Origin of the sequence: Bosea beijingensis, assembly GCF_030758975.1 — a bacterium.
Lineage (GTDB): Bacteria > Pseudomonadota > Alphaproteobacteria > Rhizobiales > Beijerinckiaceae > Allobosea > Allobosea beijingensis.
Window position 1 is genome coordinate 1446193 of sequence record NZ_CP132359.1, and the last position, 20989, is coordinate 1467181.

19 protein-coding genes are annotated in these 20989 nt (G+C 66.3%); 13 read left to right on the forward strand and 6 right to left on the reverse strand.

Features of this window, described 5'->3' with window-relative positions:
• Nucleotides 1-263 precede the first annotated feature (263 nt).
• Nucleotides 264-2165, forward strand: a complete 1902-nt coding sequence (locus tag Q9235_RS07060; RefSeq protein WP_306226103.1) for a caspase family protein — start codon at nt 264-266, stop codon at nt 2163-2165.
• A 1-nt stretch (nt 2166) separates the two neighbouring features.
• Here the strand turns inward: Q9235_RS07060 and Q9235_RS07065 are convergent, their stop codons facing one another.
• From Q9235_RS07065 to pdxR, 5 genes are all read right to left on the reverse strand, one after another.
• On the reverse strand, nt 2167-2631 hold the full coding sequence (locus Q9235_RS07065) for a hypothetical protein (RefSeq protein ID WP_306226104.1): 465 nt from the start codon (nt 2629-2631) through the stop codon (nt 2167-2169).
• 123 nt (nt 2632-2754) lie between these two features.
• Nucleotides 2755-3417 (reverse strand): RraA family protein, encoded by a 663-nt coding sequence (locus Q9235_RS07070; protein ID WP_306226105.1) that lies wholly within the window; start codon nt 3415-3417, stop codon nt 2755-2757.
• Nucleotides 3418-3477: 60 nt separating this feature from the next.
• Nucleotides 3478-4683: an aminotransferase-like domain-containing protein gene (locus Q9235_RS07075; protein WP_306226106.1), complete on the reverse strand. Its 1206-nt coding sequence runs from the start codon at nt 4681-4683 to the stop codon at nt 3478-3480.
• An 18-nt stretch (nt 4684-4701) separates the two neighbouring features.
• Nucleotides 4702-5484, reverse strand: a complete 783-nt coding sequence (locus Q9235_RS07080; RefSeq protein WP_306226107.1) for a 2-keto-4-pentenoate hydratase — start codon at nt 5482-5484, stop codon at nt 4702-4704.
• 50 nt (nt 5485-5534) lie between these two features.
• Entirely contained in the window at nt 5535-7061 is a 1527-nt protein-coding gene (gene pdxR / locus Q9235_RS07085) for a MocR-like pyridoxine biosynthesis transcription factor PdxR (protein ID WP_306226108.1), read from the reverse strand.
• Between the two features lie 175 nt (nt 7062-7236).
• On the opposite strand from pdxR, the gene Q9235_RS07090 reads away from it, so the two are divergent.
• The 6 genes from Q9235_RS07090 (at nt 7237) to Q9235_RS07115 (ending at nt 12008) form a co-directional block, all read left to right on the forward strand.
• On the forward strand, nt 7237-8013 hold the full coding sequence (locus tag Q9235_RS07090; RefSeq protein ID WP_306226109.1) for an ABC transporter ATP-binding protein: 777 nt from the start codon (nt 7237-7239) through the stop codon (nt 8011-8013).
• A gap of 11 nt (nt 8014-8024) precedes the next feature.
• On the forward strand, nt 8025-8822 hold the full coding sequence (locus Q9235_RS07095; protein ID WP_306226110.1) for a transporter substrate-binding domain-containing protein: 798 nt from the start codon (nt 8025-8027) through the stop codon (nt 8820-8822).
• 73 nt (nt 8823-8895) lie between these two features.
• A complete protein-coding gene (locus Q9235_RS07100) occupies nt 8896-9594 on the forward strand; it encodes an ABC transporter permease (RefSeq protein WP_306226111.1) in 699 nt (232 codons plus the stop codon).
• A 2-nt stretch (nt 9595-9596) separates the two neighbouring features.
• Nucleotides 9597-10325 carry an ABC transporter permease gene (locus tag Q9235_RS07105; RefSeq protein ID WP_306226112.1) on the forward strand — a complete coding sequence of 243 codons (729 nt, stop codon included), beginning with the start codon at nt 9597-9599 and terminating at the stop codon, nt 10323-10325.
• Entirely contained in the window at nt 10315-11121 is an 807-nt protein-coding gene (locus Q9235_RS07110) for an inositol monophosphatase family protein (protein ID WP_306226113.1), read from the forward strand. The genes Q9235_RS07105 and Q9235_RS07110 overlap by 11 nt, the downstream gene beginning before the upstream one ends.
• Before the next feature lie 41 nt (nt 11122-11162).
• Entirely contained in the window at nt 11163-12008 is an 846-nt protein-coding gene (locus Q9235_RS07115; protein WP_306226114.1) for an inositol monophosphatase family protein, read from the forward strand.
• Between the two features lie 78 nt (nt 12009-12086).
• On the opposite strand, the gene Q9235_RS07120 is transcribed toward Q9235_RS07115, so the two are convergent.
• Nucleotides 12087-12965 carry a LysR substrate-binding domain-containing protein gene (locus Q9235_RS07120; RefSeq protein ID WP_306226115.1) on the reverse strand — a complete coding sequence of 293 codons (879 nt, stop codon included), beginning with the start codon at nt 12963-12965 and terminating at the stop codon, nt 12087-12089.
• 107 nt (nt 12966-13072) lie between these two features.
• On the opposite strand from Q9235_RS07120, the gene Q9235_RS07125 reads away from it, so the two are divergent.
• The 6 genes from Q9235_RS07125 to Q9235_RS07150 all read left to right on the forward strand — a co-directional run bounded on the left by Q9235_RS07125 (nt 13073) and on the right by Q9235_RS07150 (nt 20986).
• Nucleotides 13073-14218, forward strand: a complete 1146-nt coding sequence (locus tag Q9235_RS07125; protein WP_306226116.1) for a 2-aminoethylphosphonate--pyruvate transaminase — start codon at nt 13073-13075, stop codon at nt 14216-14218.
• Nucleotides 14219-14235: 17 nt separating this feature from the next.
• Nucleotides 14236-15483, forward strand: coding sequence for a phosphonoacetate hydrolase (phnA, locus tag Q9235_RS07130; protein WP_306228148.1), 1248 nt, complete (start codon nt 14236-14238; stop codon nt 15481-15483).
• A gap of 1 nt (nt 15484) precedes the next feature.
• The gene (gene phnY / locus Q9235_RS07135; RefSeq protein WP_306226117.1) at nt 15485-16936 is read left to right on the forward strand and encodes a phosphonoacetaldehyde dehydrogenase; all 1452 of its coding nucleotides are present in this window, start codon (nt 15485-15487) and stop codon (nt 16934-16936) included.
• A gap of 108 nt (nt 16937-17044) precedes the next feature.
• The gene (locus Q9235_RS07140; RefSeq protein WP_306226118.1) at nt 17045-18064 is read left to right on the forward strand and encodes a putative 2-aminoethylphosphonate ABC transporter substrate-binding protein; all 1020 of its coding nucleotides are present in this window, start codon (nt 17045-17047) and stop codon (nt 18062-18064) included.
• Nucleotides 18065-18182: 118 nt separating this feature from the next.
• Entirely contained in the window at nt 18183-19274 is a 1092-nt protein-coding gene (locus Q9235_RS07145) for a putative 2-aminoethylphosphonate ABC transporter ATP-binding protein (RefSeq protein ID WP_306226119.1), read from the forward strand.
• Nucleotides 19271-20986, forward strand: coding sequence for a putative 2-aminoethylphosphonate ABC transporter permease subunit (locus tag Q9235_RS07150; RefSeq protein ID WP_306226120.1), 1716 nt, complete (start codon nt 19271-19273; stop codon nt 20984-20986). The genes Q9235_RS07145 and Q9235_RS07150 overlap by 4 nt, the downstream gene beginning before the upstream one ends.
• Nucleotides 20987-20989: the final 3 nt, after the last annotated feature.

A 20989-nucleotide genomic window follows, 5' to 3' on the forward strand; every position in this document is an offset into this window, starting at 1 on the left:
TCCATTATCCATCGGGCGCCCTGTTAAACGTTTTACAGAAAAACGTTTAACAGGGCGCGCGCCGCGAGGCAAGCACGCTCGGCAAAAGTCAGCCGACGCCCCGAACGAGCAGATTGCTCAGGCGGCCGACCTGGCTTCTTGTCGAAGCCTGAGAGTCCAACGGATCGTGCTCGCCCGCTGGGGCCGAGTTGATCTCGCCGCACAGGTATGTCTGTTTTCGTTTGGCGGTATGCGTCGTGCCGCGGGATAGGCGAGAGAGCCGGATGCCTCAGAAACGTCTTGTCTCGGCCAACGGTGCGGTCGCTCTGGCTCTGCTTTCATTGGCAGCGGTAGCCGAAGCACAAGCTCCGGCCGACGTCACGGCTTGTGCCGACGAGCGGGTCAAGACGGCAATGCTGCAGCCCACGCAGCTTGCGGCGGCCGAAGCGGCGTGCAGCCGCGTACTGGCTGCCAATGCCTCCGCAGCAGAGCAGCAGAAAGCCTCGTTCTATCGCGGGCTGATGCGCTTTCTGCAGGTCGTGCAGAAGGGCATGGCGTCGACGGGGAAGGCCGATGGCTCGATCGCCTATGCGCTGCCGACCCTGGCGCAGGTCCGGCCCGCGCTCGTCGATGTCGAGGTGGCGATCGGGCTGGATGGCCCGATGAAGGGCGATGCGCTGACATTGCGCGCCACGATCAACCAAACCATCGGGCGCAATGCGGAGGCGCGGGCGGATGTCGCCGAGGCGATGCAGGCCGCCCCGAAAGATTCGACCCCCTTCGTGCAGCGTGCGCTGGAGCACGAGCGCGACGGTAATGTGAATGCCGCGATGATCGATCTCGACCGGGCGCTCGAGCTCGACCCGAAAGCCGGGACGGCACTGTCGGCGCGCGGCGATCTGCTGCGGCGTCTTGGCTATCTCCAGCGGGCGCGGACCGATCTGGAGGGCGCGGCGGCACTGGGGCCGCCATTCCGCCGGCTGGCGCTGATGCGCAAGTCGGAGCTCGAATTGCGCGCGGGGGATTTGCGCGCCGCCTATGACGATCTGGTCGCGGCCTCGCGCGAGACCGGCGACATGCCGAAGGCGGATGCCGCGCTGGCGAGCGCCGATCTGTTCGTGCAGGCGGGGGCGCTCGCGCTCGACAAGCTCAAGGACACGGAGACCGCCGAAAAGCTCTATCGCGAGGCCCAGAAGCTGGCGCCTAGGAACTGGTCCGCGGCGCTCGGCCTGGCGCGGGTCGCCGAGGCCACGGGCGAGAAGGCGAAGGCCGAGGCCATCTACAAGCGCATCCTGGCGGGGACGCGCGCGACGCCGAAGCTGCTGGAGCGCATTCTCGCGTCGTGGCGGCTTAAGCAGCTTTCGCAGCCGGCCTTCCGCGGCACGGGGCCCTTCCGCAGCGGGCTCGATTCAGGCGTCGCTCCGGCCAAGCCCTCGCCGGACGGTCTGAAGCGCATTGCCTTCGTGATCGGCTCCAGCGACTATGCCGAATTGTCCAGCCTGCCCAATGCGCGACGCGACGCCGCCGTGATGGCGAATGCGCTGGCCGATATGGGCTTCGATGCGATCGAGATCGCGGAGAATGTCGCGAAGGCCGACCTGCGCCGGATTCCCGCCCTGATCGCCGAACAGGCCGCACAGGCCGATGTCGTGCTGGTGTTCTATGCCGGGCACGGGGTCGAGACCGGTGGGATCAATTATCTCGTGCCGACCGATGCTACGCTCGATAGCGACAAGGTTCTTCGGACCGATGCGCTCGCGCTTGGTGACCTGACGGCGGCTGCAGCCAAGGCGCGCCGCGGCGCGCTCGTCATCGTCGATGCCTGCCGCGACGATCCCTTCGCGGAGGCGCAGGCCGTGGCGGCGTCGCGCGGAACGGGCGGGCGGCAACTCGCCGCCTTGCCCGAGCGCATCCATGGCGGCTTGGCGGCCGTGCCGCAGCCCGCGCCCAACAATGTCGTGCTGCACTCGACGCAGCCGGGCAAGACCGCCTCAGACGGCGACGGTCTCGACAGTCCCTTCGTGCGCGCCCTGCTGGAGACGCTCTCGTCGCCTGGCAAGACGCTGGATGCGGTCGTGCAGGAAACGGCGACCCGCGTCTCCGAAAAGACGGATGGCCGCCAGGTTCCGGCGGCCTATGGCGCGGCGCCGGCCGTGGCGTTGCTGCCGAAGAAGGCAGCGCGCTGAGTTACTTGGCTTCCGCGACCGTCAGCGTCATCTGGCTGCGGCCGATCCGGCCTTCCTTGTCGGTCGCCTCGATGACGATGACATGCTTGCCGGGTGGCACGATGACGGCCGGCGCCTCGATGCCAGCCGCCGTGACGAAGGGCTTGAGACGCGCGGTCAGATCGATCTCGGGCTGGCGCCGATAGGTGACGCGCACGCTCTCGGGATCGATCGCGACGCTGTTGCGCGGCTTGAACTTCACGGCGAGCCGGAAGGTCCCGCTCACGCCGATGGGCGGCGGCGCGACCGCATCGATGCCGGGACCGCGAGTCAGATTGCGCTCCTGCGCCGCTCCAGAATCGGCGGAGGGCAGGCGCGCCTCCTCGGGCGTGATGAGGCGTACGGGTTCCACGGCAAGCGCTGCGGAAGCGCTGGCGATCAAAAGCAGCGCGGAAACGACCGTTCTGACCTTATGCACGCGAGTCATCGTCACCCCTCGGGTTGATCGCATTCCCTGCGATGATCCTGAAGCCATGGCTCCGCGTCAACGCCGCAATTGGCATGACCGGTACCGGTAGGTAAGCATGCGCCTTGAGCGCATGCTTGGTCGTCAGGGCGGTGTCAGGCCGAAGACGGCTTCGGCCGTCTGGCCGGACGCCAGAGCCGCTTCCCATTTCGCCTCCAGCACCAGCCTTGCCTCCGCATCGGCGATGCGGCCGCGGATCGTCGCCGGCGTCAGTGCGACGAGCCCGTCGTCGTCGCCGATCAGGAGATCGCCGGGCGAAACGATGGCGCCGCCGATCGTCACTGGCCGGTTGATCTCGCCCCGTTCCGCTGAAGACGGCCCGCGCGGCGTCACCGAGCGCGCGAAGACCGAGAAATCCGTCCAGCCGGCCAGCGTCCCGACATCGCGGATCGCCCCGTCGCAGACGAGGCCGACGGCGCCCTTGCGGCGGATATGGCCGCCCAGAATCTCGCCGATCATCGCGCTTTCGGCATGCCCTGCGGCTGCGATGACCAGGACGTCGCCGGGGCCGATAATGTCCATCGCGCGGACCACCGAGCCGAAATCAGGCGCCTCGCAGAAGGCGGTGACCGCGCGCCCGAACAGGCGCGGCTGCTGGCCGGGCGGCATCAGGGGGCGGATCGCCGGGTCGATCTGGTTGAGATTGCGGCCGAGATCGACCGCGACCGCCACGGGGATCGCCCGCCAGCGCTCGATCTCGGCGGCGGTCAGATCGCTCTTGGGGGTCTGGTGGATGGTCACGGGCATGGTGCGGTCCTCATCGTCGCGATGTGGCGATCTGGTGGTGTCGGGTGGACAGGGGTGGCTTCAGCTCCGCAGCCGCGATCCCATGCGGGCCTTCAGGACGTTGCCGAGCGCGCTGATGCCGGCGACGAGCCGCTCGTCGGTCTGCGTCGAATAGCTCATGCGCGCATGGTTTGGTCGCTGGTCCAGCGCGAAGAAGGTCGCGCCGGGTACATAGGCGACGCGGGCCTCGGGCAGCGCGTGGTCCAGCATGAAGGCGGCAGTGTCGAAGCCTTCCGGGAAGGTCAGCCAGGTGAAGAGCCCGCCGCTCGCATCGGTGCAGGCGATCTCCTGCGGGAAGCTCTGCCGGATCGTGTCCAGCATCAGGTTCTTCTTGTGGCGATAGGCGGTGCGGATCGTCGCGATATGCGCGTCGATGTCGTAATCCGCGAGGAAGCGCGAGGCGACCGCCATGTTGAGCGTGCTGGTCTGCGTGTCGGCCGCGAGCTTGAGCAGGCCGAGCTGCTCGATCAGGTCGGTCGAGGCGACGGCCCAGCCGAGCCTCAAGCCCGGCGCCAGGATCTTCGAGAAGCTGCCGAGATAGATCACGCGGCCCTCGGTGTCGAAGCTCTTGATCGGCGGGATGCGCTCGCCCTCGAAGCGGATTTCGCGATAGGGCGAATCCTCGAGGATGATGATGTCATGGGCATTGGCGATCTCGACCAGGCGCTTGCGCCGCGCCAGGCTCATCGTGACGCCGGTCGGATTGTGGAAATCCGGGACCGTGTAGATGAACTTGGCGCCCGGATTGGCCTTCAGCGCCGCGTCGAGCGCTTCGACATCCATGCCGTCCTCGTCCATGCCGACCGTGACATAGCGCGGCTCGCACGGGTTGAAGGCGATCAGCGCGCCGAGGAAGGTCGGGTCCTCGACGACGATGATGTCGTCCTTGTCGACCAGCATCTTGGCGACGAGGTCGAGCCCTTGCTGGCCGCCCTGGAGGATCAGCACCTCGTCGGTGGTGCAAGGCACGCCGTCGCGCGTCATCCGCTCGGCGATCTGCCGGCGCAGCAGCGCCATGCCGTTCGAGACGGTGTATTGCAGCGCCTCCTGTCCGTTCTCGGCCAAGGTTTTGCGGAAGACCTCGTCCAGTCCCGCGATCGGGAACAAGGAGGCGTCGGGATAGCCGCCGCCGAAGGAGATCACGCTGGGATCGGCGCCGAGCCGCAGGAGCTCGCGGATGGCGGAAGGTTTGACCCGGCTCATCCGGGCAGCGAGGCGAGACGTCATGATCGTACTTTCCGGCATTCAGGCGGTGACGTTGAGCTCGACGGCACCGATGCCTTCGAGCTCGAAGCGATAGCTCTCGCTTTCGGTGGGGAAACGGGTGGTGACGAGGCTGCCCGTCATCACGATCTCGCCGGCGCGCAGGCTCTGCCCCTTTGCGGCGAGCGCATTGGCGAGCCAGGCGAGCGGCGCGAAGGGATGGCCGAGGGCGTCCCGGCCATAGCCGCGATCGATCTGCGTGCCATTGTGGCTGATCGTTCCGGAGACAGCGTCGAGCGCCGGCCAGTTGCTGCAGAACTCCGACAGGATCACGCCGCCATTCCAGGAATTGTCGGCGACCAGCGAGAGCACGTCGAGCTCGGCATAATCGGCGGCGCGGTCGTCGACGATCTCGATCGCAGCGCAAACCCCCGCGACATGCTCGGCGATATTCTCCGGCGTCCAGGCCGGGCCGCCGACGGGAAGATCGCTGGCCATGCGCACCGCGATTTCGAATTCCAGGCCCATGCGGCCGTAATCGGCGATGGCGAGACGCGCGCCGGAGCGATGCAGCCGGTCGGCCAGCACGACGCCGGCGATCGGGTGGCCGATGCCGCACATCGTCTGCATGCGCTGCGAGGTCAGCCCGATCTTGTAGCCGACGACGGCGCCACAGCGCGGCTTGAGCAGCGCGACATAGCGCTCCTGCACCGCATAGGAATCGTCGAGCGAGACGATGCCGTTCGCCGCGGCGAAGGGGCGGAACTTTTCGTTCCGGTCATGCTCGTCGATCAGCCTGTTGGCCAAGCCATCCGTATCCATCATTCCAGCCTCCTGTCCCGGCCTCGTGGTCGCCGGGTGAAAAGTCGTTTCCATTATTCTTCGGCCGAGGCCATGACCTCGGCAAAGCGTCGTACGGCCGGGGCGATGCGTTCGGGCGCCGTATTGCCGAAGCCGAAGACAAAGCCCGCCGCCGTCCTGTCCTGCAAACGATAGCGCGACAGCGCGGGCGCATCGATGCCGCGCTGGCGGGCCGCATCGGTGACGGCCGCATCATTCAACGGCCCGCGCGCATGGGCGGTCAGATGCAGCCCCGCCGTGACGTCCGGGATGAGCAGGCGCTCACCGAGCGACTGCCGGAGCGCATCGACCAGGATCGTCGCCCGCTCCCGGTAGAGCAGGCGCATGCGCCGGACGTGGCGGGCGAGGACGCCGCGCCCCATGATGTCGGCCACCATCTGCTGCAGCGGCGGCGGCAGGTAGCAGGAAAAGACCAGCTTCGCCCGGTAGAACAGCTCGACGAGGTCCGGCGGCAGCACGAGATAGGTCAGGCCGAGCGACGGCGAGAAGATGCGGTTGATGTTGCCGATGAAGATCACGCGCTGGTCGGCGTCGAGCGAGAGCAGCGAGGGAAGCGGCTGGCGATTGATGCCGATCGGACTGCTGTAGTCGTATTCGATCACCCAGGTGTTGCGGGCTCGCGCCCAGGCGAGCAGGGCGAGCCGGCGCTCCATCGACATGGTCGAGCCGTAGGGGAACTGGTTCGTCGGCGAGGCGATCACCATCCGGGCAGCCTCGGTTTCGGGGCCGAACCGGTCGACGCAGAGCCCCTCCTGATCGACGCGCTGGGGCAGCACGCGCGCCCCGTTCGCGACCATCGCGGCCGTTCGTGTCGGATAGCCGGGGTCTTCGATCACGACGCCGTCGCCGGGATCGAGGAGCAGTTGCGCGAGAAGAATGAAGGCCTGGGTCGTGCTGGCGACGACGGCGATCTGTTCCGCCCGGCAGGGGATACCTTCGTACTCGCCGAGATATTTCGCGATTTGCTGGCGCAAGGCTGGCAGGCCCAGCCGCTCGCTGAAGCTGAACTGGGGCCAGGGTTCCGATCCCCAGTACTCCGCGGTGCTGCGGCGGATATCCGCGAAAGGCAGTTCGTCGAGCGCCGGCAGCAGGGGGCTCAGATCATAGCCCAGCTCGCGTTCGCTCGGCAGGGACTGCCCCATCAGGGCGCGTCCGCGCGCGGCCAGCAGACGCGGCTGCCGCAGCGGCGCCGGAGGCGGCGGTTCTCCGGTGCGGCGATGCAGGTCTTCGGGCAGGTCCTTTTCGATATAGGTGCCCGCGCCGGTGCGCCCATGCGCATAGCCTTCGTTCTTCAGCCGGGCATAGGCGAGCACGATGGTCGAGCGCGAGACGCCGAGCTCGTCCGAGAGCTTGCGGGTTGGCGGCAGGCGCACGCCGCGGGGGATCGCGCCGGCGACCACCAGCATCCGGAGCTGCCCGGCGATCTGGTCGTAGAGCGGCTCGGGGCCGTTCGGCGCCAGCGCGATCGTGTTCCAGAAAGGGTAGTTGAAGCTCGCGGTCATGTCCCCGATGGCGTGGTCAGAGCGGAGCGGCGCGGTCACCCGGCCAGCCCGCTCCGGATTGAGCGGCGCGGGAACCGCGTGGTCAAGCGCACCTCCGGATTGGTTTGGCTGCTTCCGAGAAATTGGTACTTGAGGCGTCTTTTAGCCGCCGATACGGTCCCTGCCAATCAAGGTCGGACAAAGCCGGCCATCCAGCGCAAGCGGAGGGGAAACCGTGTCTCGACCCGAGGCGAAGACCGTCCTCACGGCGGACGACATCCACAAGAGCTACGGCGATTTCCCGGTTCTGAAGGGCGTCAGCCTCGCGGCCCGCGAGCGCGACGTGATCTGCATGATCGGCGCGAGCGGCTCAGGGAAAAGCACCTTCCTGCGCTGCATCAACCTGCTCGAAACACCCGAATCCGGCACGATCCACTTTGAAGGCGAGGAGCTGAACCTGGATCGCCGTGGCAAGGGCGCTCCCGTTCTCGACGCGAAGCAGATCAACCGGATTCGCAGCCGGATGGGCATGGTCTTCCAGAGCTTCAATCTCTGGAGCCATCTGACCGTCCTCGACAATGTCACGATCGCGCCGATCAAGGTGCTCGGCGTGCCCAAGGCGGAAGCGAAGGAGCGGGCCGAGGCGCTGCTCGCCAAGGTAGGCCTGTTCGACAAGCGCTTCCACTATCCCGCCCACATTTCCGGTGGCCAGCAGCAGCGCTGCGCCATTGCCAGGGCGCTCGCCATGGAGCCGAAGCTCCTGCTCTTCGACGAGCCGACTTCGGCTCTCGACCCCGAGTTGGTCGGCGAGGTTCTGGGCGTCATGCGCCAGCTCGCGGAGGAGGGGCGCACCATGATCGTCGTGACCCATGAGATGGCTTTCGCCCGCGAAGTCTCGAACGAGGTGCTCTTCCTTCACGAGGGGAAGATCGAAGAGCGCGACACGCCGGAGAACATTTTCGGAAACCCGGCGTCCGAGCGGTGCAGGCGCTTCCTGCAGCGGGTTCTGTGAGGAGAAGAACCATGAAGAAGACGGCTCTCACCCTGCTCGCCGGCGCGGCCCTGCTGCTCGCCGGCTCCGCCTTCGCCCGCGAGGTCAAGGTCGGCACGGAATGCACCAATCCACCTTTCAACTATCGCACCTCGGGCGGCGAGCTTGCCGGCTTCGACGTCGACATCGCCCGTGAGATCGGCAAGCGTGCCGGCTTCCAGCTCAGCTTCGTCTGCCAGTCGCTGGAAGGCGTCATTCCCGCCTTGACGTCGCGCAAGTTCGACCTCGTCCTGGCCAGCCTCTCGATCACCGAGGCGCGCCAGAAGAGCATCGATTTCAGCGTTCCCTATCGCTCCTCGACCGGCCGCTTCGTCGCCCCGAACGCGTCGAAGCTGGAGCCCGTGACGGCCGACGGCACACCCAATCCCAAGGCGCTGGACGGCAAGACCGTCGGGCTCATCCGCTCCAGCACCTATGACCGCTATTTCACCGAGCTGTTCCCGGGCGTGCAGATCTCGCGCTACGAGAATTACGAGACCCTGCTGCTCGACCTCGTCTCCGGTCGCGTCGACGCGATCATGGCCGGGCCGATCAAGATGGAGGGCTTCTTCGCGGAGCCGCAGGGCAAGGGCTTCAAATATGTCGGCCCTGAGCTTGAGAACCTCAAGTATTTCGGTCCGGGTGTCGGCGTCGGCCTGCGCAAGAACGAGCCGGAGCTGCTCGCCAAGGTGAACGATGCCCTGAAGGGCATGTTCGCCGACGGCACCTTCAAGGCGATCAATCAGAAATACTGGAAGTTCACGGTCATGCCGAGCGTCTGGAACGATTGAGCCGCGGCGGCTGCACGGGCATGGCCTGATGCCGGCCATGCCCGGCACCATCCTCGCCGCACGGGAATGAACGATGACGGCTGACCTCTTTCAGGGCTGGGGCGCCCAGCTTTTCTGGGGCACGATGGTCACGCTCAAGGTCGCGTTCCTGGCCTTGCTGGCGGGACTTGCGATCGGGCTCCTCGTCGCGCTCGCCAAGCTCTCCTCGTCGCGGACCCTGCGCGCCGTGGGCGATCTCTACACCACCTGCATCCGCGGCACGCCGGAACTGCTGATCATTCTGCTCGTCTATTTCGGCAGCACCGTCGCCTTGTCGGCCGCGCTGCGCTGGATCGGCGGGCCGAACACCTATTTCGAGATGCCCGCGCTCGGCGCCGGCGTGCTGGCGCTGAGTCTCGTCTTCGGCGGCTACGCGGCCGAGATCTTCCGCGGCGCCTTCCTCGCCATCCCGCCCGGCCAGATCGAGGCGGCGAAGGCTTTCGGCATGTCGCCGCTGACGCTGTTCGTCCATATCCGCCTGCCGTTGATGTGGCGCTACGCGCTGCCGGCGCTTGGCAATATCTGGATCTCGCTGATCAAGAACACCTCGCTGATCTCGGTCGTCGGGCTCGAAGAGCTGATGCGCGTCAGCTACATCGCCACTTCGGTGACGCGCAGCCCGTTCCATTTCTACATGGTCGCGGCGATCATCTATCTCCTGCTGACGATCACCAATTCCCTCATCATCGAGCTGCTTGAAAACCGCGCGAACCGCGGCGTCCGGAGGGTCTGATCATGGACCTGTCGCTCATGATCGACAGCCTGCCGCGCCTGCTGGAAGGCGCGGTCCTCACCCTCAAGCTGCTGCTGCTGACGGAGGTCATCGGCTTCGTCTGCGCGCTGCCGCTCGGCATCCTCTATGCCAACGGCTCCCGGCTCGCCCGCGCGCCGATCTACGGCTTCGTCTATTTCTTCCGCGGCACGCCGCTGCTGGTGCAGATCTTCATCGTCTATTACGGGCTCGCGCAGTTCGATTTCGTGCGCCAGAGCTTCCTCTGGCCCTGGCTGCGCCAGCCTTTCGTCTGTGCCCTGATCGCCTGCGCGCTGCATTCCACCGCCTATACGGCGAACATCCTGCGCGGTGCGATCCAGGCCGTGCCGGCGGGTGAGGTGGAGGCGGCGCGCGCCTGCGGCATGTCGGCCTTTCAGGTCCAGCGCTTCATCGTGCTGCCGATCGCATTGCGGCTCATGCTGCCCGCATACAGCAACCAGGCGATCGGCATGCTGAAGGGCACGTCTCTCGCCAGCACGATCACGCTGATGGAATTGACCGGCGTCGCCAACACCATCGTCGCCAGCACCTTCCAGCCCTACGAGGTCTTCATCATGGCGGCGCTGATCTACCTCACGATCACGCTCGTGATCACGCGCTGCTTCAAATACCTCGAATACGCGCTCGGCAAGCACCAGCGCCCCCTCAAGAGCACAGCAGCGATACCCGGACAGGTCCGTCATGCCGACTAGCGACATCAGGAACTTCATCGCTTTCGCCCAGGGATTGGCCGACGCGAGCGGCACGATCATCCGCGAGGCCGCCCGCACGAACAACGCCTTCGTCTCCAAGGGCGACGACAGCCCGGTCACCGAGATCGACCGCGGCGTCGAGACGGAACTGCGCCGCCGCATCGGCGAGGCCTTTCCGGATCACGGCATCCAGGGCGAGGAGTTCGGTGCCCAGGCGACCGATGCCGACTATGTCTGGGTGCTCGATCCGATCGACGGCACCAAGGCCTTCGTCGCCGGCATTCCGGTCTTCGGTACGCTGATCGCGCTGACCCGCAAGGGCGTGCCGATCCTCGGCGTCATCGACCAGCCGATGACGCGCGAGCGCTGGATCGGCGCCGACGGCTACCCGACCACGCTGAACGACACCCGCGTCGCGACCTCCGGCCGCAAGCTCCTCCCGGAATCCGTCCTCTCGACCAGCAATATCGAGCTCTACGACTCTGAGACCTTGCCGGTTTTTCAGGCGCTACGCTCGTCGGTGCATTGGTGCGTCTATGGCGGGAGCTGCTATTCCTACGGCCGGCTCGCCTCGGGCGGGATCGACATCGCCATCGATCGCTTCACCACCCCGCATGACGTGCTCGCCCATGTCCCGGTCATCGCCAATGCCGGCGGCGTCATCACGGATTGGGACGGCGCCCCGCTGACCCTGCATTCGAGTGGGCATTGTCTGGCCGCCGCCAATTCCGAACTCCACCGGGCGGCGCTCGGCCGGATCGCGGCGCCGCGCGCCGGGGTCGTGCCGGCGGCGTGAGCCGACCGATCATCGCATCACTTCCAGCCGGGCCAGCCACCATGACCACCAACACTCCGACCCGCAGTGAGATCGTCGAGGTCATGAAGGAGGCTGCGCGCATCGGCGGCGCCTCGCTCGCCGAGAATTTCGCGCGCCTTGCCGCCCTGCCCATTCTGGAGAAGGGTCCCTCCGACTTCGTTTCCGCCGCCGATATCGAATCCGAGCGCCTGATCGTGGCGCATCTCGCCGCGAAGCTGCCCGAGGTTGCGGTGCTTGGTGAGGAGGGGGCGGCCACGGCCGATGCCGGCAACGGCCTTCGGATCATCATCGATCCGCTCGACGGCACCAACAATTTCCTGCACGGCATCCCGCAATTCTCGGCCTCGCTCGCCCTGATGGAAGGCGGGGAGGTCATGGCCGGCGTGACCTTCAATCCGCTGAGCGGCGAGATGTTCTGGGCCGTGGCCGGGCAGGGCGCCTATCTCGGTGACCGCAAATTGAACGGCTCCAGCCGCAAGTCGCTGGCCCATGCCGTCGTCGGAACCTGCTTTCCCTATAACGGCAAGGGCGACACCGAGAAGGCCGCCCGCGAGATGGCCGCGATCATGCCGCGCGTCTCCGGCATCCGCAGCCCGGGCTCGGCGGCGCTGGAGATCGCCTATGTCGCGGAGGGGCGCTTCGACGGCTTCTGGACCTCAGGCGCCAAGCTCGATCTCTGGGATCTCGCGGCCGGGGTGATCATCGCGCGGGAAGCCGGCTGCCTCGCGACCGAGATCGACGGCCGAGGCGATCCCCTCCAGTGCCGCAGCCTCGTCGTGGCGCCCAAGCAATTCCACGAGCAATTCATCGATATTTTCCGCACGACCCGAGCGACGGGGGCGCTCGGCGGAGCTGCTGTTGCCTGACCGCAGAGAGCCGGCTCGGGAACGTCCCCAGATCGTAGTCCCGACTGCGCCGTCCTGCATCGTGCCCGCTCGCGGGTCTCACCGCGCGTCGATCACGTCCTGAACCGTCTCGAAGAAGCTGCGCACCAGCGGCAGACGCTGGCGCTCCGCCCGGCAGACGATGTACTCGCCGACGTCGAAATCGGCGCCGGTGATGATGATGCGCTTGAGCCCGGCTTCCGGCTTGAACTCGGCGGCGAAGACGACGCCGATTCCGAAGCCGAAGGCGACAGCCTCGCGCACCGCCTCGCGCGACTGCACCTCCAGCAGGTTCGCCGGCTTGATGCCGGCCGTCGAGAGCCTGTTCTCGAACACCTCGCGCGTGATCGAGCCGCGCTCGCGCAGCACGATGTCCTGGCCGGCGAAGGCCTCGATCGGCATGTGATCGTGCCGGGCCAGTTCGTGCTGGTCAGAGACGAAAGCGACGAGATCGTCCGAGCGCAGCCGGACGCTGTGGATGCGCGGGTCGGAATTGGCGCGGGCCGTGATCGCGACATCGGCGGCGAAATCCATGATCTGGTCGACGACTTCGGAGGAATTGCCGATCGTCAGCGAGAAGGTCAGGCCCGGATAGCGCTCGCGCATGCGGGCCAGCGCCGCCATGACATGGGTGGCACTGTCGGCGGCGATGCGCAGATGCCCGCGCTGGAGCGTGCGGCTGCCGGCAAGCAGCGATTCCGCCTCGTCCTCCGCCGAGAACAGTTTGGTCGTGATGACGAAAAGACTCTGCCCTAGCGGAGTAAGCTTCACCTGCCGCCCGGCGCGATCGAAAAGCCTGACGCCATAGGCATCTTCCAGCCCGCGGACCTGGGCGGAGAGGGTCGGCTGGCTGACATGGCGCGTCTTGGCCGCGCCGGTGAAGCTCTGCGCCTCGGCGACGGCATGGAAGGCTGCAAGGCCGGAATAGCTGATCGCCATGTTTCTATAGATCTTATCTATAGGAGATATGGAAACGATGTATTGGACCTATGTCAACGGCCCTCCTAGCTTCGCGATCATCCGCCGCAACACATCGCGAGACCATCATGGCCCAGGCCCGCCGCCCTGCCTCTTCCGAAACCGGTGATCCGCTCCTGCTCACGCCCGGCCCGCTGACCACCAGCAAGGCAATCAAGGAGGCGATGGTCCATGACTGGGGTTCCCGCGACGCGACCTTCGTCGGCATCAACAAGGCGGTTCTGGAAGAGCTGCCGAAGATCATCCATGGCGGCGATGATTTCGTCACGGTGCCGATGCAGGGCTCCGGCACCTTCGCCGTCGAGGCGATGTTGACCACTTTCGTGCCGCGCGATGGCAAGATCCTGATCCTGATCAACGGCGCCTATGGTCAGCGCGCCAAGCGCATCGTCGAGATTGCCGGCCGCGCCGTCGCCATCCACGAAACCGCCGAGGATACCCCGCCAGATCTCGCCGAGGTCGACCGCATGCTGGTCGCCGACACGGCGATCACCCACATCTTCACCGTCCATTGCGAGACGACCAGCGGCATCCGCAACCCGGTCGAGGCGATCGCCGCGCTGGCCAAGCGCCATGGCCGCCGCCTGCTGGTCGACTCGATGAGCGCTTTCGGCGCGCTGCCGCTCGACAGCCGCGAGGTCTATTTCGACGCGGTCGCCGCCTCCTCGAACAAGTGCATCCAGGGCGTTCCCGGCCTCGGCTTCGTCATCGCCCGCAAGAGCGCTCTCGCCGAGACCAAGGGCAATGCCACCACGCTGGTGCTCGACCTCCACGACCAGAATGCCGGCTTCGAGCGCACCGGCCAGTACCGCTTCACCCCGCCGATCCATGTCATCGTCGCCTTCCACGCGGCCTTGCAGGAATTCTGGGCCGAGGGCGGCGTCGCCGGCCGCGGCGAGCGCTATGCCGAGAACGCCCGCATCCTGATCGAGGGCATGGAAGGGCTCGGCTTCCGCACGCTGCTGCCGGCGGCCCGGCAGGCGCCGATCATCGTCACCTTCCACATGCCGGAGGACAAGAACTTCGTCTTCCAGCGCTTCTACGACGCGCTGAAGGATGCCGGCTACGTGATCTACCCCGGCAAGCTGACGGTCGCCGACAGCTTCCGCATCGGCTGCATTGGCGCGCTCGGCGCGCAGGACATGCGGGCCTTCGTCGCCACAGTGTCGGATGTCCTTGATGAAATGGGCGTCGGCCTGAAGTCGGCCGCGTGAGGAGCCCAGAGATGACGATGCACACGAAGATCGGCTCGGATGTCGTTGCGAACGGTCGCGAATATGCGCGGCCGCAGCGCCCGACGGTGGTGATCTGCATGGACGGCTCGGAGCCGGCCTATATCGAGGCGGCGAGCGCCAAGGGCCTGACGCCGAACCTCGACCGGATCATGAAGACCGGTGCCAGCACGCACGCCTATTCGGTCATCCCGAGCTTCACCAACCCGAACAACCTCTCGATCATCACCGGCCGCCCGCCGGTCTGGCACGGCATTGCCGGCAACTTCTTCTATGACCGCGAGGCCAAGGAAGAGGTGATGATGAACGATGCCCGCTTCCTGCGGGCGCCGACCATCCTGGCCGAGTTCCAGAAGGCCGGCTTCAAGGTCGCGATGGTCACCGCCAAGGACAAGCTGCGCACCCTGCTCGGCAAGGGGCTCGACTTCACCGCCGGCAGCGCGATCGCCTTCTCGTCGGAGAAGGCCGACAAGGCCAACAAGGCCGAGAACGGCATCGAGAACGTGCTCGATTTCGTCGGCATGCCGGTCCCGTCGGTCTATTCGGCCGATCTCTCGGAATTCGTCTTCGCCGCCGGCGTCAAGCTGCTGGAGACCTTCAAGCCGGACCTGATGTATCTCTCGACCACCGACTATGTGCAGCACAAGGCGGGGCCGGGTTCGGAGATGGCGGACTCGTTCTACGCCATGTTCGACGCCTATGTCGGCAAGCTCGATGCGCTCGGCTGCACGCTGGTCATCACCGCCGACCACGGCATGAACGACAAGCATCTCGCCAATGGCGAGCCGGATGTCGTCTATCTCCAGAGCCTGATGGACGAGTGGTACGGCAAGGGCACGATGCGCGTGATCCTGCCGATCACCGACCCCTATGTCGTTCATCACGGCGCGCTCGGCTCCTTCGCCACGGTCTACCTGCCCGATGGCGCCAGCCAGGAGGAGGTCGCGGCCCGCATCTCCGGCCTCGACGGCATCGCGCTGGCGGTGACGTCTGCCGAGGCCTGCGAGCGCTTCGAACTGCCGGCCGACCGGATCGGCGATGTCGTGGTCGTCTCGACCCGCCGGAAGGTGATCGGCACCTCGCCCGACAGGCACGATCTCTCGGGCCTGACCGAGCCGCTGCGCTCGCATGGCGGCATCACCGAGCAGCGCGTGCCGATGATCGCCAACCGGCCGATAACGGTGCCGATGGGCCGCACGCTCCGCAATTTCGACGTCTTCGACGTCGCCCTGAACCTGGTGAACTGAGATGAACGCGACGGTGAAGCCGCCGGTGCGGCGCGAGGCGATGCGCATCGCCGGCAAGCTGGTCACGACCGACGACATGGTCGAGGTCAGGAACCCCTATGACGACAGCGTCGTCGGCCTGATCCCGGCCGCCCGGCCCGAGCATGTCCGCGAGGCCTTCGCCAAGGCGAAAGCGTTCAAGCCGACGCTCTCCCGCTACGAGCGCCAGCAGATCCTGCAGAAGACGGCCGAGTTGTTGCGCGACCGCAAGGAGCTTTTCGCCAAGCTCATCACGGCGGAAGCCGGCCTGTGCTGGAAGGATTCGCTCTACGAGGCCAGCCGCGCCTATGACGTCTGGTCCTTCGCGGCCCAGCTCACCATCAAGGACGATGGCGAGATGTTCTCCTGCGACATCTCGCCGAACGGCAAGGCGCGCAAGATCTTCACCACGCGCCAGCCGCTGCTCGGCGTGATCTCGGCGATCACCCCGTTCAACCACCCGCTCAACATGGTCAGCCACAAGCTGGCCCCGGCGATCGCGACCAATAACCGCCTCGTGCTGAAGCCGACGGAGCTGACCCCGCTGACCGCGCTGGCGCTCGCCGACGTGCTCTACGAGGCCGGCCTGCCGCCGGAGATGCTCTCGGTCGTCACCGGCAACCCTTCGACCATGGGCGATGCGATGATCACCGACCCGGACGCGGATCTGGTGACCTTCACCGGCTCGGTCCGCGTCGGCAAGCACATCGCCGATACGGCGGGCTACAAGCGCATCGTGCTGGAGCTCGGCGGCAACGATCCACTGATCGTCATGGAGGATGCCGATCTCGACAAGGCGGCGGAGCTTGCCGTCACCGGCGCGACCAAGAATTCCGGCCAGCGCTGCACGGCGGTGAAGCGCATCCTCGTGGTCGAGAGCGTCGCCGACGCCTTCTCCAAGCTCGTCGTCGAGAAAGCCAAGAAGCTGAAATGCGGCGATCCGATGGAACCGAATACCGATGTCGGCTGTGTCATCAACGCCCGCTCGGCCGCGCTCTTCCAGGCCCGCGTCGACGACGCGGTGACCAAGGGCGCCGAGGTTCTCTACGGCAAGCGGGCGGAAGGCGCGCTGTTCCACCCGACCGTGGTCGACAAGATCCCCTACACCTGCGAGCTGGTGCATGAGGAGACCTTCGGTCCGGTGATCCCGATCATTCGCGTGCCCGACGACATCGCCGAGGTCATCCGGATCTCGAACTCCACCGCCTATGGCCTCTCTTCCGGCATCTGCACTAACCGCTACGATTACATCCAGCGCTTCGTCGCCGATCTGGAGGTTGGCACGGTCAACCTCTGGGAGGTCCCGGGCTACCGGATCGAGATGTCCCCGTTTGGCGGCATCAAGGATTCCGGCCTCGGCTACAAGGAGGGCGTCGTCGAGGCGATGAAGTCCTTCACCAACGTCAAGACGTGGTCCATGCCCTGGACCGCGTGAAACAAGAAAAGCCAACGCAGGCGGAGCGATCCGCCTGCGTTTTCGTCTGTCAGGGGAAGAAAACGTCGCAAGAGCGTTCAAACCAATCGAAAAACAGGGGATGATAATATGAAGAACTGGCTTGCTTCCTGCGTCATCGGGGCCATCGCGCTCGCGTTTCCGGGCGTCGCCCAGGCGCAGAAGACGAAGGTGACCGTCTACACCGCCCTGGAGAACGACCAGCTCGGACCCTTCAAGGCCTCGATCGAGAAGGCCGTGCCCGAGGCTGAGGTCGTCTGGGTCCGCGATTCCACCGGCGTCATCACCGCCCGCTTCCTCGCCGAGAAGGACAATCCCCGCGCCGACATGGTGATGGGTCTGGCGGCCTCGAGCCTGCTGATGTTCGAGAAGGCCGGCCTGCTCGAAACCTACAAGCCTGCCGGCGCCGACGCGCTGAAGCCGGTCTTCCGCGACGAGAAGGAGCCCTATACCTGGACCGGCATGGACGCCTATCTCGGCGTCGTCTGCTACAATACCGCCGAGGCCAAGGGCGTCCCGGTCCCGAGCTCCTGGAAGGACCTGCTCAACCCGGCCTTCAAGGGCAAGATCGTGATGCCGCATCCGGCTTCCTCCGGCACCGGCTACCTCATGGTCGCCGGCTGGCTGCAGAGCATGGGCGAGGCCGAGGGCTGGAAGTTCATGGACGGGCTGCACGAGAATATCGGCGCCTACCTGCATTCGGGCTCGGCGCCTTGCGTCCAGGCGGCGCGCGGCGAGCGCACCATCGGTCTGGCGCTCGACATGCGCGGCGCTTCCGAGAAGAGCAAGGGCGCGCCGATCGAGGTCGTGATCCCGAAGGAGGGCGTGGGCTGGGAGATGGAGGCCAGCGCCATCGTCAAGGGGTCCAAGAACCTCGCGCTCGCCAAGAAGATCGCCGACTGGTCGACCACGAAGGATGCCAACGAGCTCTATTCGAAGACCTATGCGATCGTCGCCGCGCCCGGCGTCGGCTCCAAGCCGGCCAACTACCCCGCCAATGCCGAAGCCGGCATGATCAAGAACGATCTCGGCTGGATGGCCGACAATCGCGACCGCGTGCTCGCCGAGTGGTCGAAGCGCTACGAGTCCAAGGCTGCGCCGAAGAACTGAGCCTCTGCCGTGCCGCCGGCCGCTTGGGCGGCCGGCGGCACGGTCTGTGCAAGACGTCAGGAGAAGTCCCGCTGCTGCGCGGGGCGGATCTCTGCCCGTTCAGATGAAGGCCGGCCCGATGTCCACAAACACGACCCCGTTCCTCTCGGTCCGCAATCTCGCCAAGAATTTCGGCGCGTTCCGGGCGTTGCGCGACATCGATCTCGATATCCATCGGGGCGAGTTCGTCTGCTTCCTCGGCCCCTCCGGCTGCGGCAAGACCACTTTGCTGCGGGCGGTCGCCGGGCTCGACCTGCAGGATAGCGGCACCATCCATATGGGCGGACGCGACGTGTCGCATGCCAGCCCCTCAGAGCGCGATTTCGGCATCGTCTTCCAGTCCTATGCGCTTTTTCCCAATCTGACCGTCGCCGACAATGTCGGCTACGGGCTGGTCAACCGGCGCCGCTCGCGTGACGAGATCGCCAAGCGGGTCAATGAGCTTCTGGCGCTCGTCGGCCTGCCGGACCAGGGCAGGAAGTATCCGGTCCAGCTCTCGGGCGGACAGCAGCAGCGCGTGGCGCTGGCGCGCGCGCTCGCCACCTCGCCGGAACTGCTGCTGCTTGACGAGCCGCTCTCGGCGCTCGATGCCAAGGTCCGTGTCCGCCTGCGCGACGAGATGCGCTCGCTGCAGCAGCGGCTCGGCGTGACCACGATCATGGTGACGCATGACCAGGAGGAGGCGCTCGCCATGGCCGACCGCATCGTCGTGATGCGCGACGGCGCCGTCGAGCAGGTCGGCTCGCCCGAGGAGATCTACCGCCGCCCGGCCACGCCCTTCGTCGCCGATTTCGTCGGGCATATGACCTTCATGGACGCGATCGTGACCGGCCCGGGCAAGGTCCGCGTCGACGAGCTCGACCTCGTCGTAGCCAATGCCACGCCCTTCGCCGTCGGCACGCCGGTCAGGCTCGCGATGCGCCCCGAAGAGGTGCGCACCCGCAGCATCGGCGATGACACGCCGAACCGCTTCGAGGCGACGATCGGGGACCTTGCCTTCCTCGGCTCCTATTGCCGGGCGCATCTCGAGCCGACCGGTTCGCGCAAGACCCGGATCGCCGCCGATTTCTCGACCAATGCCATGCGCGATCTCGGCATCGTTCCCGGGCAGGTGCGCTCCGTCGCCTTTCCGCCCGAGGCCCTGCATGTCTTTGCAGGCGACGGACGATGAGCGATCTCGCACCGCCCTTGCCGATGACCGATGCACCCGTGAAAGTCGCGCCGCTGCGGATCAGCGAGCGCCATGTCGCCGGCGCGCTGATCCTGGCGCTCTGCGCGGTGCTCGTCCTGATCATCGCGCTGCCGCTCTGGTCGCTGCTCTCCAAGAGCCTGGAAAACACGGACGGGAAGTTCGTCGGCCTCGCCAATTTCGTCAGCTACGCGACGACGCCGAGCCTGTTCTATTCGCTGCTGAACAGCCTGCTCGTCGCCGGCGCGACCACCGTGATCGTGGTGCCGCTGGCTTTCCTTTACGCCTATGCGCTGCGTCGCAGTTGCATCCCGGCCAAGGGCGCCTTCTACGCCGCGGCGATGATCCCGGTCTTCGCGCCTTCGCTGCTGTCGGGGCTGGCGCTGATCTATCTCTTTGGCAACCAGGGCATCCTGAAGTCCTGGATGATGGGCGCCTCGCTCTATGGCCCCGTCGGCATCATCGCGGCGGAGGCGCTCTACAGCTTCCCGCATGCGATGCTGATCCTCGTCACGGCGCTGGCGCTCTCGGACGGGCGCCTGCGCGAGGCTGCGGACGCGATGGGCACCTCGCGCTGGCGCATCTTCCACACGATCACCCTGCCGGGCGCGCGCTATGGCGTGATCAGCGCGACCTTCGTCGTCTTCACGCTGGTCATCACCGATTTCGGCATTCCCAAAGTCATCGGCGGCCAGTTCAGCGTGCTGGCGACCGACGCCTACCGGCAGGTCGTCGGCCAGCAGAATTTCCCAATGGGCGCCGTCGTCGGCATCATCCTGCTCGTGCCGGCCGTGCTCGCCTTCTTCGTCGATCGCGTCGTGCAGCGGCGCCAGAGCGCCATGCTTTCGGCCCGCGCCGTCCCTTACGTTCCCAAGCCGGAGCGGCGCCGCGACCTTGCCCTGCTCGGCTTCGTCAGCCTGATCGCGCTCGCCATCGTCGGGCCTTACGCGGTCGCCTTCTGGGGCTCCTTCGTCAAATACTGGCCCTACAATCTCTCGCTGACCCTGGGCAATTACGACTTCTCGACGGTCGAGCCTGAGGGCTGGGGGCCTTACCGCAACTCGCTGCTGCTGGCTTCGTTGACGGCGGTGATCGGCACGGCGCTGATCTTTACCGGCGCCTATCTGATCGAGAAGGTGAAGCTCTTCCCGCGGCTGCGCGCCTTCGCCCAGTTCCTGGCTATGCTGCCGATGGCGGTGCCCGGCCTCGTGCTCGGCCTCGGCTACGTCTTCTTCTACAATGCCGGCTGGAACCCGCTCGGTTTCCTCTATGGGACGCTGGCGATCCTGGTGATCAATACCGTCGCGCATTTCTACACGGTCGGGCACATCACGGCGCTGACCAGCCTGAAGCAGCTCGACAGCGAGTTCGAGTCGGTCTCTGCCTCGCTCAAGGTGCCGTTCTGGTCGACCTTCCGCCGCGTGACCGCGCCGATCTGCCTCCCGGCGATCCTCGACATCGCGGTCTATGTCTTCGTCAACGCGCTGACGACGGTCTCCGCCGTGATCTTCCTCTACGGGGCCGACACCAAGCTCGCCTCGATCGCGATCGTCCATATGGATGAGGCTGGCGCCATGGCTTCCGCCGCCGGCATGGCGAGCGTCATCATGGCGACCGCCATCGCCGTGAAGCTCGCCCATGTCGGCCTCGACCATTTGGTCTTCGGCCGCCTGCAGCAATGGCGCCAGCGTTAGGAT

Bases quoted from the DNA above. Each gene is read 5' to 3' on its own strand.
- Q9235_RS07075 (WP_306226106.1), bottom strand. From the start codon at position 4,683: ATGACGTCTCGCCTCGCTGCCCGGATGAGCCGGGTCAAACCTTCCGCC.
- Q9235_RS07100 (WP_306226111.1), top strand. From the start codon at position 8,896: ATGACGGCTGACCTCTTTCAGGGCTGGGGCGCCCAGCTTTTCTGGGGC.
- Q9235_RS07065 (WP_306226104.1), bottom strand. From the start codon at position 2,631: ATGACTCGCGTGCATAAGGTCAGAACGGTCGTTTCCGCGCTGCTTTTG.
- phnY (WP_306226117.1), top strand. From the start codon at position 15,485: ATGAACGCGACGGTGAAGCCGCCGGTGCGGCGCGAGGCGATGCGCATC.
- phnA (WP_306228148.1), top strand. From the start codon at position 14,236: ATGCACACGAAGATCGGCTCGGATGTCGTTGCGAACGGTCGCGAATAT.
- Q9235_RS07105 (WP_306226112.1), top strand. From the start codon at position 9,597: ATGGACCTGTCGCTCATGATCGACAGCCTGCCGCGCCTGCTGGAAGGC.
- Q9235_RS07110 (WP_306226113.1), top strand. From the start codon at position 10,315: ATGCCGACTAGCGACATCAGGAACTTCATCGCTTTCGCCCAGGGATTG.
- Q9235_RS07115 (WP_306226114.1), top strand. From the start codon at position 11,163: ATGACCACCAACACTCCGACCCGCAGTGAGATCGTCGAGGTCATGAAG.
- Q9235_RS07125 (WP_306226116.1), top strand. From the start codon at position 13,073: ATGGCCCAGGCCCGCCGCCCTGCCTCTTCCGAAACCGGTGATCCGCTC.
- Q9235_RS07080 (WP_306226107.1), bottom strand. From the start codon at position 5,484: ATGATGGATACGGATGGCTTGGCCAACAGGCTGATCGACGAGCATGAC.
- Q9235_RS07150 (WP_306226120.1), top strand. From the start codon at position 19,271: ATGAGCGATCTCGCACCGCCCTTGCCGATGACCGATGCACCCGTGAAA.
- Q9235_RS07120 (WP_306226115.1), bottom strand. From the start codon at position 12,965: ATGGCGATCAGCTATTCCGGCCTTGCAGCCTTCCATGCCGTCGCCGAG.
- Q9235_RS07140 (WP_306226118.1), top strand. From the start codon at position 17,045: ATGAAGAACTGGCTTGCTTCCTGCGTCATCGGGGCCATCGCGCTCGCG.
- Q9235_RS07070 (WP_306226105.1), bottom strand. From the start codon at position 3,417: ATGCCCGTGACCATCCACCAGACCCCCAAGAGCGATCTGACCGCCGCC.
- Q9235_RS07095 (WP_306226110.1), top strand. From the start codon at position 8,025: ATGAAGAAGACGGCTCTCACCCTGCTCGCCGGCGCGGCCCTGCTGCTC.
- Q9235_RS07060 (WP_306226103.1), top strand. From the start codon at position 264: ATGCCTCAGAAACGTCTTGTCTCGGCCAACGGTGCGGTCGCTCTGGCT.
- Q9235_RS07145 (WP_306226119.1), top strand. From the start codon at position 18,183: ATGTCCACAAACACGACCCCGTTCCTCTCGGTCCGCAATCTCGCCAAG.